This window comes from Pedobacter rhodius, assembly GCF_027213645.1.
In the GTDB taxonomy this organism is placed as follows: domain Bacteria; phylum Bacteroidota; class Bacteroidia; order Sphingobacteriales; family Sphingobacteriaceae; genus Pedobacter; species Pedobacter rhodius.
Map to the genome: position 1 here is coordinate 527,546 of NZ_JAPWGL010000001.1, position 13,286 is coordinate 540,831.

The 13,286-nt window shown below is 38.4% G+C and carries 7 protein-coding genes; all 7 read left to right on the plus strand.

What is annotated here, in order from left to right; translation table 11 throughout:
- The first annotated feature begins 2 nt into the window (after positions 1–2).
- The 7 genes from O0931_RS02485 (at position 3) to O0931_RS02515 (ending at position 13,006) form a co-directional block, all read left to right on the plus strand.
- Positions 3–920, plus strand: a complete 918-nt coding sequence (locus O0931_RS02485; RefSeq protein ID WP_269413967.1) for a dihydrodipicolinate synthase family protein — start codon at positions 3–5, stop codon at positions 918–920.
- A 15-nt stretch (positions 921–935) separates the two neighbouring features.
- Positions 936–2,522 (plus strand): aldehyde dehydrogenase (NADP(+)), encoded by a 1,587-nt coding sequence (locus tag O0931_RS02490; RefSeq protein ID WP_269413968.1) that lies wholly within the window; start codon positions 936–938, stop codon positions 2,520–2,522.
- Positions 2,515–3,516, plus strand: coding sequence for a 4-hydroxyproline epimerase (locus O0931_RS02495; RefSeq protein ID WP_269413969.1), 1,002 nt, complete (start codon positions 2,515–2,517; stop codon positions 3,514–3,516). The genes O0931_RS02490 and O0931_RS02495 overlap by 8 nt, the downstream gene beginning before the upstream one ends.
- 61 nt (positions 3,517–3,577) lie before the next feature.
- Positions 3,578–4,816, plus strand: coding sequence for an NAD(P)/FAD-dependent oxidoreductase (locus O0931_RS02500; RefSeq protein WP_269413970.1), 1,239 nt, complete (start codon positions 3,578–3,580; stop codon positions 4,814–4,816).
- Positions 4,817–5,486: 670 nt separating this feature from the next.
- Positions 5,487–6,392, plus strand: coding sequence for an AraC family transcriptional regulator (locus O0931_RS02505; RefSeq protein ID WP_269413971.1), 906 nt, complete (start codon positions 5,487–5,489; stop codon positions 6,390–6,392).
- Positions 6,393–6,542: 150 nt separating this feature from the next.
- Positions 6,543–10,541, plus strand: coding sequence for a hybrid sensor histidine kinase/response regulator transcription factor (locus O0931_RS02510; protein ID WP_269413972.1), 3,999 nt, complete (start codon positions 6,543–6,545; stop codon positions 10,539–10,541).
- A gap of 119 nt (positions 10,542–10,660) precedes the next feature.
- Positions 10,661–13,006, plus strand: coding sequence for a glycoside hydrolase family 127 protein (locus tag O0931_RS02515; RefSeq protein ID WP_269413973.1), 2,346 nt, complete (start codon positions 10,661–10,663; stop codon positions 13,004–13,006).
- Positions 13,007–13,286: the final 280 nt, after the last annotated feature.

The window sequence follows — 13,286 nt, forward strand, 5'->3', positions numbered from 1 at the left end:
TAATGAGTATAAAATGGACCGGGGTTTTTCCTGCTGTTACCACCAAATTTACAGCAAACGATGAATTGGATTTTGAAACTTTTGATCTCAATATAGAAGCTCAACTTGAAGCTGGTGCTGAAGGAATTATTTTAGGCGGTTCGCTTGGAGAGGCCAGCGTATTAACGGATGATGAGAAGTTCGGCTTGCTTTCTCACACTTTAAACTTAGTGAATGGTCGTGTTCCGGTTTTACTGAACATTGCAGAATCTACGACTAAAAAAGCAATTGAAGTGGCTAAAAAGGCCGAATCATTGGGTGCAAACGGGTTAATGTTACTGCCACCAATGCGCTATAATGCTGCTGCTGATGAAACTTTAGCCTTTTTTGGCGCTATTGCTGAAAGTACTGATTTACCAATTATGATTTATAACAATCCGGTTGATTATAAAATTGAAGTCACCCTTGATATGTTCGAAGTTTTAACGAAATATCCCAACATTCAGGCAATTAAAGAATCAACGAGGGATGTGTCAAATGTAACCAGGTTGATTAACCGTTTCGGCGATCGATTTAAAATATTTACCGGTGTAGATCCATTGGCAATGGAAAGTATCGTAATGGGCGCGCACGGATGGGTTGCGGGTTTGGTAGACGCTTTTCCAAAAGAAACCGTTGCCATTTTCAGGTTAATAAAAGAAAACAGAATTGCCGAAGCATTAACGATTTACCGTTGGTTTTTGCCTGTCCTTGAGTTGGATATTCATCCAAAACTGGTTCAGTACATTAAACTTGCCGAGGTAGCAACAGGTTTGGGTACAGAAGCTGTACGTGCACCTCGTTTGCCGATTCAGGGCGCAGAGCGTGAAAAAGTATTAAAAATTATAAACGATGCGTTGGCTACTCGTCCTGAATTACCTGCCGGTAGTTGGGGAAAATAGTGCCATGAAATAAATATGAATGGAAAAAATATAGTTGCTTCAACGTATGTAGATGCGAACGAAAAGAGCCTAAAAGCCATTGATGCGGCTTCAGGATTGGCTATAGAAGGCGATTTTTTTAAAGCAAATGAAAGCTTGGCAGATGAAGCGTTAAACCTGGCAACAGAAGCGTTTCAGTTTTACAGGCATGTAAATAAAGATTTAAAAGCGGCTTTTTTGAATGCCATTGCAGATGAAATTGCAGCCATAACGGATGAATTGGTTAAAAGGGCATCAGCAGAGAGTGGTTTGCCTGCTGCCCGTTTGCAGGGTGAGGTTGGTCGTACAACCGGCCAGCTCCGCTTATTTGCAAATCTGGTGGCGGAAGGCTCGTGGGTTAATGCAATAATCGATACCGCACAACCCGACAGGAAACCTTTACCCAAGTCAGATATCAGGAGGATGATGATACCGATTGGCCCTGTTGTTGTTTTCGGCGCAAGTAATTTTCCGTTGGCGTTTTCGGTAGCTGGTGGCGATACCGCTTCGGCACTTGCTTCGGGTTGTCCGGTTGTCGTAAAAGCGCATCCCGCACATTATGGAACAAGTGCTTTGGTTGCCGGGGCAATTATAAAAGCCGTTGAGAAAACAAACATGCCGAAAGGTGTTTTTTCCATGCTTTATGATAATGGATATGCCATTGGTTCAGCTTTAGTTAAACATCCGCTAACGAAGGCTGTAACTTTTACCGGCTCGTTTAAAGGTGGTATGGCTTTAATCAAACTTGCAGAACAAAGGGAAAATCCGATTCCTGTTTTTGCCGAAATGGGCAGTATAAATCCGGTGATTTTTCTGCCGCAGGCACTAGAAAATCAGGCAGAAGAACTGGCGAAAAAGTATGCGGCCTCTATAACCTTGGGTGCAGGGCAGTTTTGTACAAATCCGGGTTTAATGCTTGCGATACAATCTCCCGCACTTGAAAAATTTAAGCAAACTTTAGCTGAAGCCATTTCAGCAATTCCATCGGCAACAATGCTTACCGAAGGCATTGCACATAATTATTATAAGCTGACTACAGAAATCGTTAATGAGGATAAGGCCTCCATTCTTAGTATTTCAAACCTTAAAAATAAGGATCTGAAAAATCAATCGCAGGCTTTAGTTGTCGAAGTTAGTGCTGTGGACTTCATCAAAAATCCGAAATTCAAAGAGGAAATTTTTGGTCCTTATTCGTTATTGGTTGTGGCAAAAGATTTGGCTGAACTGGAAATTGTAATTTCTAATTTGGACGGACAGCTAACGGCGACATTAATGGCGGAAAAAGATGAACTCAAAAGCTATAACGCTCTGATAAATAAATTAACAGATAAAACCGGTCGAATAATTTTGAATGGCGTACCCACAGGTGTGGAAGTTTGCGCTTCCATGCAGCATGGCGGCCCTTTTCCGGCAACTAACGACAGCCGTTTCACGTCAGTAGGGTCAACAGCCGTTTATCGTTTTGTTCGCCCATTGGCTTATCAGGACTGGCAGCAGGATTTATTGCCTGATGAATTAAAAGATGGAAATCCATTGCAGATTTTCAGAACAGTTAATCAAAAATTAACAAAAACGGATGAGTAAAACTTTTTTCTGTGTAGATGCACATACCTGCGGTAATCCCGTTCGGCTGGTTGCAGGTGGAGGACCTCAGTTAACGGGCGCCAACATGAGCGAAAAGCGTCAGCATTTTTTGAAGGAATTTGATTGGATCAGAACCGGACTAATGTTCGAACCCCGCGGTCACGATATGATGTCGGGAAGTATTCTTTATCCACCGCATCATCCGGATAACGATGTTGCTGTTTTATTTATCGAGACCAGCGGTTGCCTGCCCATGTGCGGTCACGGAACAATCGGAACCATAACCATCGCTATTGAAGAAGGACTTATTCAGCCAAAAATCCCGGGTTTAATCCGAATGGAAGCACCGGCAGGATTGGTTTTAATTGAATACAAGCAAGAAGGAAAGAAAGTTAAATCGGTAAAATTAAAGAATGTTGCTTCTTATCTTGCTGCCGAAAACCTGGAAGTAGAATGTCCTGATTTAGGCTTACTCACTTTCGACGTTGCCTACGGCGGAAATTTTTATGCGATAGTTGATCCACAGGAAAATTTCCCGGGACTGGAAAATTATACCGCATCGCAGTTAATCACCTGGAGCCAGGTCATTAGAAAGCGCATTAACGAAAAATATAAATTTGTACACCCGCTTGATGAAACCATTAATGGTTGTAGCCATGTACTCTGGACAGGTAAAACACTCGATCCAACTTCTACGGCGAGAAATGCCGTTTTTTACGGCGATAAGGCAATTGATAGATCACCTTGCGGAACGGGTACCTCAGCGCGCATGGCACAATGGCATGCAAAAGGCAAGCTTAAAAAAGGTGAAGATTTTATCCACGAAAGCTTTATCGGAAGTAAGTTTACCGGAAGGGTAGAAGAGGAAGTAGATTTAAATGGGTTTAAAGCGATTATTCCGAGTGTGGAGGGTTGGGCGAAAGTTTATGGTTACAACACGATAAAAATAGATTCGGAAGATGATCCTTACGCTTATGGTTTCCAGGTTATCTAGTTAAAGAATTATAGCAGGTACGATTCATTGTTTTGAATCAAATTGTTAATATAAAAAAGAAATGTCGAAGGTTTTAATTATTGGTGGTGGTATTGTAGGTTTAAGTTCGGCTTATTATCTTCATAAAAAGGGATATGAGGTTACAGTATTGGATAAAGGCGATGTGGCAGATAATTGCTCTTTCGGAAATGCCGGTATGATTGTGCCAAGTCATTTTGTACCCTTGGCGGCACCGGGAATGATTAGCCAGGGCATTCGGTGGATGTTTAACAGTAAAAGCCCCTTCTATGTTCGTCCCGGTTTAAATTTAAATCTGGTAAACTGGGGTCTAAAATTTGTAAAGCACGCAACTTCGAAACATGTTGAGCAATCGGCAGAACCATTACGCGATTTATCTTTATTAAGCAAAAAGCTTTATGAAGATTTATCTAAAGAGTCCGGGTTCAATTTTGAACTGACAAATAAAGGTATCCTGGCCTTCTATAAAACAGAAAAAGCAGGCGAAGAGGAAGCGCATTTAGCTGAAAAGGCTAATGAACTAGGCTTGGATATGGCTGTTTTAGATGCAGCAGCTTGCAAAGCCCTGCAGCCGGAACTGGAACTTGATGTTTTAGGTGCCGTGCATTACCGCTGTGATGCGCACCTGTATCCCGGCAAATTAATGCAGGATTTACTCCGATACCTTGAACAAAACGATGTAAAAATTGTACGCAATAAAGAAGTTGATAGAATTGAATCTGATTTGAACCGGATTACAAAGGTTTTTACAGGCAGCGATGTTTGGGAAGCCGATGAATATGTTCTGGCAACCGGCTCCTGGTCGCCCGCAGTTGCCAAAATGGTGAACTTAAATATTTCATTAATGCCAGGTAAAGGTTATTCATTTATGGAGTCCGAACCCAAAAACCGGGTGACCATCCCGGCTTTGCTTTGCGAGGCACGAGTAGCGATAACACCGATGAACGGAAGTATCCGGTATGGCGGTACAATGGAACTTGATAAAATAAATACTAGGATAAATATGCAGCGGGTAAAAGGTATTGTACAATCTGTACCTAAATATTTCCCGGATTTAAAACCGGATTTGCCTGCCGAAGATAAGATTTGGTATGGTTTCCGTCCTTCATCGCCTGATGGCTTACCTTACATTGGAAGAAGTGCTCAAAAGAAAAATTTAATAGTTGCAACGGGCCATGGTATGATGGGATTAAGCTTAGGGCCGGCTACGGGGTTACTGGTTAGTCAAATTATTGCAGAACAACCAACCGAAATAAAAATTGATGCTTTTTCAATCCGCTAGGACATTACCTAGTTGATAAAGTTTGCTTTAAGATTTCCGCCTTCGCGGAAAAGACGGATAGAGTAGAAGTGGTTCGATGCTTACTGTTCGTATAAATAGGTCGTCATTCCCTGCCCGACAGAATCTTGATGTATTATTGCTTGCGCTCGTTTTTAATGAGTGCAGAATATAAGCGATTTTGCTAATCGCGGATTAATTATCGTGAAACACGATATACTATTACACGCTCGTTTGAAACGAGCGTGAGCTGGACATAATTGGTTCGATGCTTACCGGTCATATCAATAGGTCGTCATTCCCTGCCCGACAGAATCTTAATGTATTATTGCTTGTACTCGTTTTTAACGAGTGCAAAATATGAGCGGTTTTGCTAAATGCGGATTAATTATCGTGAAACACGATATACTATTACACGCTGTTTGAAACGAGCGTGTGCCGGAAACTAGAGCATAAGCGCTTTGATAGGCTTAATTGTTATCTCAATAGGTTTTCATTCTCCAACTGATTGGAAACCATAACATATCCTAATTTTCTACTATGCCGTGAATGAGCTAAAATTCTTTAAATATTATCAGCTATTGACCGTATTTTAACTCAATTTAAATATTATTGTGATTAATGGGTTAATATTTATACATTCAGTTGTGAATTGAAAATAATATAACCAAACATGAAGGTATTACCATTTACAATGCTTGTTCCTGATGATAAGAGTGTTATATCAGAACACATTGAACTTCCGTTTTTTTACCAGTACCTGCACAGACATGATGAATGGCAGATTACTTTTATTGAACGTGGTGAAGGGACATTAATTGCAGGGAATGACATGCATCCTTTTCGTTCCGGCGATGTTTTTTTAATCGGTGCAAAGTTGCCGCATCTTTTTAAAAGTAATCCTGAATACTTTTCTAACAATAAAGAAAAAACAGTAAAAGCCTGTTCGGTTTACTTTAACGCTAACGGTATTTTAAGTGCATTGTTTAATTTACCGGAGATGAAGCTGGCCAGTTCTTTTTTGCAAAAGAATAAGCATGGTTTTAAAATTCCGGAACCATTTAACAAGAACATCGTAAAAAAAATGTTTGATGTACACCAGGCGTCGGGCGCTGATGTACTTTTCAACTTTTTAAAGCTTGTTAACAGCTTACAGGATTTAAACGAAAATGTACTGCCGCTTTGTTCGGATATGTACTCATCAAACGTAACCGAAAATGAGGGCATGAGGTTAAGTAAGATCATTAATTTTATTACAGAAAACTATAATAGTCAAATCTCGCTTGAAGATGTTGCAAATGCTGCTTTTATGACTCCACAGGCATTTTGCAGGTATTTCAAAAAGCATACCGGCCATACTTTTGTTTCATTTTTAAATGAAGTAAGAATAAACGATGCCTGCAAAAGCCTCATCTCCGGAGAAAAAGCCGATTGTATTTCAGGCGTTGCCTATAAAGCGGGTTTTAATAGCATAACCAACTTTAACAGGGTATTTAAAAGCATTATTGGCCAATCGCCGAGAGCTTATATCGATACGTATAATCACGTAAGTAAAGTGAATTATACAAGCGCCTTATAGTTTTTAACTATTGAAACGGTATCTGGAATAAGAATTTTATCTACGTAACTCATATAAAACTGTATATTCGCTAATACCAAATATCTACCGCCTTTCTATACTATGTACTCCTCTAATCTCAAGGTTTTTAACTGTTTTATAACCTGTTTTTTGCTGAGTATAAATTTTAGTTTCTCACAAATACCTTCATTAAAATACCTGAGTGTAGAAAACGGCCTGTCAAACAATGTTGTCAATTCTTTATATCAGGATCATTTCGGTTTTATCTGGGCAGGAACCTATGACGGTTTAAACCGCTACGATGGTTACAACTTCAAAGTTTTCAGAAATAATTGGGATGAAGACAATTCCTTGATAAATAATCATATTACGGTTTTAAATGGTGATAACCTGAACAGAATTTGGGTTGGTACTCAAAAGGGCATTTCCTATTACAGTTATGCTGATTCTAAATTTCACAAGCTATTTTATGCCGACAGCGGCAAAAATCTCGTTCTAACAGCTTCCGTGAACTCTATAACAACAAATTCAGCCCTGACTGTTTTTGTAGCAACTGATGAAAATGGCCTTTTTGAGCTTAAAAAAGGAAAGTCTATAGCAAAAAGAGTACTGTTTAAAGAAAACAAAAATTACACCGTAAAAGCCTTATGTGTTGATGAGTCGGGAACCTTATGGCTTTTTATAAAGGATTTTGGATTATGCAGGTACGATGCTGTCGAAAGTGAAATTAAACTGGTAAAGCAAGCGGTTAAAAATGTAACCAGCATTATAACCGGTTCGAATAATTCGCTTTGGATTGGTACTGAACAAGGCCTTTATCAATTTGATAAAAAAAATAACTCAATTGCTAAACCCGGGCAATACCAGGATAACGACAACATCATGAACCTGATGTTGGATAAACAACAGAAGCTATGGGTATCTACAGACGGGGCCGGAATTGTTGTGTTTGATACCAGGAATAAAAACATTAACCGCTTATCAACCGGAACAGGAAAAAGCTTGTTGAGCAGCAATTCCGTTGCCCAGGTTTACGAAGATAATGCATCCAGAAAGTGGATAGCAACTTTGAGGGGCGGTATAAATATCATCGATCAGCAAAGTGCACAATTTCAAAGTGTAAGGCGGGATGCAATGAAAAGTAATTCTCTGGTCAACAATTTTGTACTTTCTTTTAGTGAAGATGAGCATCAAAACATTTGGATTGGAACCGATGGGGGTGGTTTGAGTTTATGGAACCGAAAAAAGAATACGTTTACCAATTATGTTAAAACAAGCGACCCAAACTCCCTCAAGAGTAATTTTATAACGAGTATTTTAAACGATTCTAACAGTAATGTATGGATTTCGAGTTTTAGTGGCGGTATCGACAGGTTTGATAAAAAGGCGCAGAAATTTATTCACTACACTTGTTATAATAGCATTAAGGGTGTAGATGATGTAAACATTTGGAAACTTTACCAGGATAGGGCGAAGAACTTGTGGGCAGGCACAACTAAAGGCGGCGCACTTTACCGGTATAATAAACTTAAAGATAAATTTGATCTTTTTGATAATAACCTTAAAGATATCCATACCATTTTCCAGGATGCAGCAGGTAATCTTTGGGCGGGTAATTATACCGAGTTAATTAAGGTTGATTTAACTAAAAAGAAACATGATTATATTAAAATTAATTATGCCATAAGGTCTATTAATGAAGATTCCAGGCATCAGCTTTGGATTGGCACGGAGGGCGGTGGGTTGATTGAATTTAATCCCAAAACCAGGAAAGCTAAACGATACCTTCAGCGTGATGGTTTACCAAGCAGTTCTGTATTGAACATTTTGGCCGATTTGGAAGATAATCTTTGGTGCAGCACATATAACGGATTGTCAAAGTTCAATATTAAGACACAAAAATTTAAAAATTACTATACATCAGATGGTTTGCAAAGCAACCAGTTTAATTACAACGCAGCTTTAAAACTAAAAGATGGCGCGTTTTTATTCGGCGGTATAAATGGCTTCAATCTTTTTTATCCAGATAGCATCAAAGAAAATAAAAGGATTCCGAAAATTGTACTGACCGATTTCAGGATTAATAATGTGCCGCTTGATGAAGATTCCAGCTACAGGAACACATCAATTGTTAATCTTCAAAAAATAGAAATTCCGTATAATGCCGCTGTAATATCGGTTAATTATGCAGCCATTGAGTTTTCATTTCAGGAACAGATTTCTTATGCCTATTACCTGGAAGGATGGGATAGAGACTGGAATTATGTGAATAAACTTAATACAGCTTACTATTCCCGGTTAAATGACGGAGAATATAAATTACATATTAAAAGTACTGATACTGAAGGTACCTGGAGCAATAATGAAAAGATAATTATAATCAGGATTTTGCCGCCCTGGTACAGAACCTGGTGGGCTTATGGAATTTATCTGTTTCTTTTTACAGGCGCATTTTATTTATTCCAGACATATAGAAACCGACAAAGAAATTTAAAACACGAGGTTGAAATTACCAACCTGAAAATGGAGCGTGAAAAAGATTTAAACGAAAAGAAATTAAATTTCTTTACCAATATTTCTCACGAATTGAGAACACCTTTAACATTAATTGTAAATCCGATTAAGGATATTTTAAATCATAAAGAATCGGGGCAGGAAAAAAACGATTTGAATGTTGTTTACCGCAATTCGAGGCGATTACTCAGCCTGGTTGATCAGCTGCTTTTGTTCAGGAAAACCGAAAGCGAGAACGATGCGCTGAATATCGTTAAAATTAACCTGTATAAATTTGCCAAAGAAATTTTTCTGTGCTTTGGCTACCTGGCAAAAAACAATAACATTGATTATACTTTCGAATGCGATAACGATGAAATTAACTTATATGGCGACAGGGATAAACTGGAAATCGTTTTCTTTAACCTGCTATCAAATGCGTTAAAATTTACGCCAAAAGGCGGTTTTGTCAGGTTAAAAATAACAAACTTCCAGGATGAAGTAAAAATTGAAGTAAGTGATAGTGGTCCCGGAATCCCTGAAAATATCGGGGAAAAACTGTTCGATAAGTTTTATAAAGTAATGAGTAAAGAATCGCTGAAAATGGGATTCGGAATAGGTTTATACCTGGTAAAAAGCTTTGTCGAATTACATAAAGGAAAAATCAGCTTCAAATCAGATAAAGATACAGGAACAAGTTTTTTCATAGAAATGCCTCTGGGCGAGCCGATTGGTTCAGTTGAAAACTGTGCAATTGAAAATGAATTAACTTATGTAAACGAATTAATTGCGCAGGAAGAACTCGAGGAAGAACTCGCTGATAAAAATAATGTAGGAAACCTTGAATTGCTGATATCAGATCTGAATTCCATTTTGGTTGTGGATGACAATGCGGATATTGTGGATTACATCAAACAGATTTTTCAGGATAATTTTAAAATATACAAAGCCACCAATGGCATTGAAGGTTTTAATACTTGCAAAGAATTTTTGCCCGATGTGGTTATTTCGGATGTGAATATGGATGGAATGAGCGGTATAGAGCTTTGTAAAGCTATTAAAGATGATACTACGCTAAGCCATATTCCGGTTATTCTGTTAACAGCCGATCCAACAGCAGAAATCCGTTTAAAGGGGATAGAAGTTGGTGCTTATGATTTTATAAGCAAGCCTTTTGATAAGGAATTGTTTACAGCAAAGATTAATAGTGTAATCAAAAACCGGACAAATCTGCAGGCGTATTTTTATAATGAAATTACCCTTAAATCTGATACGCATAAAGTGTCGCAGGAAGATAAAGGCTTTCTGTTAAAATGCATTACCATAATTGAGGATAACCTGACGGAAGATGATTTTAATGTAAAAACACTGGCTTCTGAATTGGGTATGAGTCACTCCAACCTGTATAAAAAAATAAAAGCGACCTCTGGTCAATCGGTCAACGGATTTGTTCGTTTTATAAGGTTAAGGAAAGCAGCCGAATTGCTTATCAACACGAATTTAAATATCAATGAAGCGGCTTTCAGGGTAGGTATAAACGATATAAAATATTTCAGAGAGCAGTTTCAGAAGCTTTTCAAATTAACACCTTCAGAATTTGTAAAAAAGCACCGCAAAACTTTTCATAAATACTACAGCATCAGCCCGGTTATTTAAAGCGTTATGTTAAATTATCCCCCTTTTTTTATGATTTGACCCCGCTTATAAGCGCATTAAATTTGGTATTTTAGGTGCTCAGAGCGATAATAAAGAAAACTTTACGGCAGTAAAATAATATGAAAACAGCAATTAAGATTATCCTTTTAACCATACTTTCAATTCCTGTTTTTGGACAACAAAAGCTTCAGGCATTCAAGTTAAATGAGTTGATTTTACTCGATGGACCATTTAAAAATGCACAACAAACCGATTTAAAATACATTCTGAAGCTTAATCCCGATAGATTATTGGCGCCATATTTAAGAGAGGCCGGCTTAAAACCCAAAGCAGCATCGTATGGTAACTGGGAAAATACAGGGTTAGACGGGCACATGGCCGGACATTATCTTTCTGCGCTTTCATTAATGTATGCTTCAACCGGAAATATGACGCTAAAAAACCGCATGGATTATATGCTATCTGAAATAAAAAGGTGTCAGGATGCGAATGGCAGTGGTTATGTTTCAGGCATTCCGGAAGGAAAGAAAATGTGGGCAGAAATTAAAAACGGAGACATCAGGGCTTCGTCTTTTTCATTAAATGATAAGTGGGTGCCGCTGTATAATATCCACAAAATTTACGCAGGCTTATACGATGCATATGCGGTAACCGGTAATTTAAAGGCGAAAAAAATACTCATCAAATTAACCGATTGGTGTGTGGATTTGGTTTCCGGCCTGTCAGATAAACAAGTTCAGGAAATGCTTAAAAGTGAACAAGGAGGCTTAAACGAAGTATTTGCAAATGTTTATGCGATAACAGGTGATAAAAAATACCTTCAGCTGGCAAGGAAATTTTCGGATAACCGCATTCTGGAGCCGCTCTTACAAAATAAAGATGCTTTAAATGGTCTTCATGCAAACACGCAAATTCCAAAAGTTATCGGCTATGAGCAGGTAGGTATCGTAGATAAAGATTCCAGCTGGAGCAATGCTGCGGCTTTTTTCTGGAATACGGTTGTTAATAACAGAACCGTCGCCATTGGAGGAAACAGTGTAAGGGAACATTTTAATCCCGCAAATGATTTTTCATCCATGATGGAGTCCAGGGAAGGACCCGAGACCTGCAACTCCTACAATATGCTGAAACTAACGAAACAGCTTTTTCTTTCGTCACCATCAGCAAAGTACGTCGATTATTACGAAGAAACACTTTATAACCACATCCTTACTTCACAAAACCCGAACGGCGGTTTCGTTTACTTTACACCGATAAGGCCTGGCCATTACCGTACGTATTCCAATCCGCAGGAAAGTTTTTGGTGTTGTGTAGGTTCGGGGCTTGAAAATCATGGTAAATATGGCGAAATGATTTATAGCCACGATACAAAAGCTTTATTTGTAAATCTTTACATCCCTTCGATTTTAAACTGGAAGGAAAAAGGCATACAACTTTCGCAACATACCGGTTTTCCGAATCAGGAAACATCAAAATTAACTTTAAAACTCAAAGAAAGCAGTCGTTTTGATATCAATTTCCGTTACCCATCATGGGTAGAAAAAGGTACAATGACAGTTTATGTAAATGGTAAAATGCAGGTTGTTAAATGTAATGAATATGGTTATGTAATTTTAAACAGGGTTTGGAAATCAGGCGATGTGATTGCGCTTAAGCTGCCCATGCATACAAAAGCCAATTTCCTTCCTGATGGTTCTGATTGGGTTGCTTTTACCCGTGGCCCGATAGTTCTGGCTGCTGAATTAGATACACTAAGCCAACCCAATCTTATCGCTGATGGCAGTAGAATGGGGCATATCGCAGTCGGACCTTTGTTGCCGCTGAACAATGCGCCGCTAATTGCAGGCAACAAAGCCAGTCTTGCAGATGCAATAAAACCGGATAATTCGGCTTCTATGACATTCAGCGCTGCCCAAATAATTTATCAGCCTAGGTATAAAAACCTAAAGCTTACGCCCTTTTATAACCTCAGCGGGAAGCGTTACGTAATTTACTGGCCTTACACGAGTAATGAGCACTTAGCAGAACGGATAAAAAACATTAGTGTTTACGAAGCAGAGAAAATAAAGCTCGAAACCGCAACCGTTGATTTAATTAATACCGGCGAGCAACAGCCTGAAACAGATCATAATTTTAAAGGCGAACAAACAGATAACGGCCTTTTTAAGGAACGCCATTACAGAAACGGAAAAGGGTGGTTTAGTTACCGTTTAAAGAATAACAATTTGCAGGGAAACAAACTCTCGATAACCTTGGCTAACGAGGATAAAAACAAGATATTTTCCATCTTTATCAATGGTAAGTTTATACAAAAGATAGAACTTGATGACACAAAAGACACCGGTTTTTATAATGAGCAAATCGAAATCCCAAAGGAACTGTTAACTGCTGACATGGAATTAAAATTTGTCGCCGAGCCGGGTTCATCAATTGCAAATATTTATGAGATAAGGCTGTTGAAATAGTTTTAATGGTGTTTAAAAGTTAACTGGAGAAGTTCAATCATATTAACCGCAAAGGACATTAAGATTTTCGCAAAAGCATTCAAAGTTTTTTATCATATAAGGCACAGAAGAATATAAGATAGTTATAATTATCGCTTGAAATCAGGTAACATATTTTCTTAGATAAATTAAGGTGTCTTAGGTGGTAAATTATTAACTGCAAAGACACTAAGATTTTTTGTAATCAAAGTAATCTGGCGTTTATCTATCGAAGGTAATCTTATTATTACCGACTTCGCCA

Bases quoted from the DNA above. Each gene is read 5' to 3' on its own strand.
- O0931_RS02515 (WP_269413973.1), top strand. From the start codon at position 10,661: ATGAAAACAGCAATTAAGATTATCCTTTTAACCATACTTTCAATTCCT.
- O0931_RS02495 (WP_269413969.1), top strand. From the start codon at position 2,515: ATGAGTAAAACTTTTTTCTGTGTAGATGCACATACCTGCGGTAATCCC.
- O0931_RS02500 (WP_269413970.1), top strand. From the start codon at position 3,578: ATGTCGAAGGTTTTAATTATTGGTGGTGGTATTGTAGGTTTAAGTTCG.
- O0931_RS02505 (WP_269413971.1), top strand. From the start codon at position 5,487: ATGAAGGTATTACCATTTACAATGCTTGTTCCTGATGATAAGAGTGTT.
- O0931_RS02490 (WP_269413968.1), top strand. From the start codon at position 936: ATGAATGGAAAAAATATAGTTGCTTCAACGTATGTAGATGCGAACGAA.
- O0931_RS02485 (WP_269413967.1), top strand. From the start codon at position 3: ATGAGTATAAAATGGACCGGGGTTTTTCCTGCTGTTACCACCAAATTT.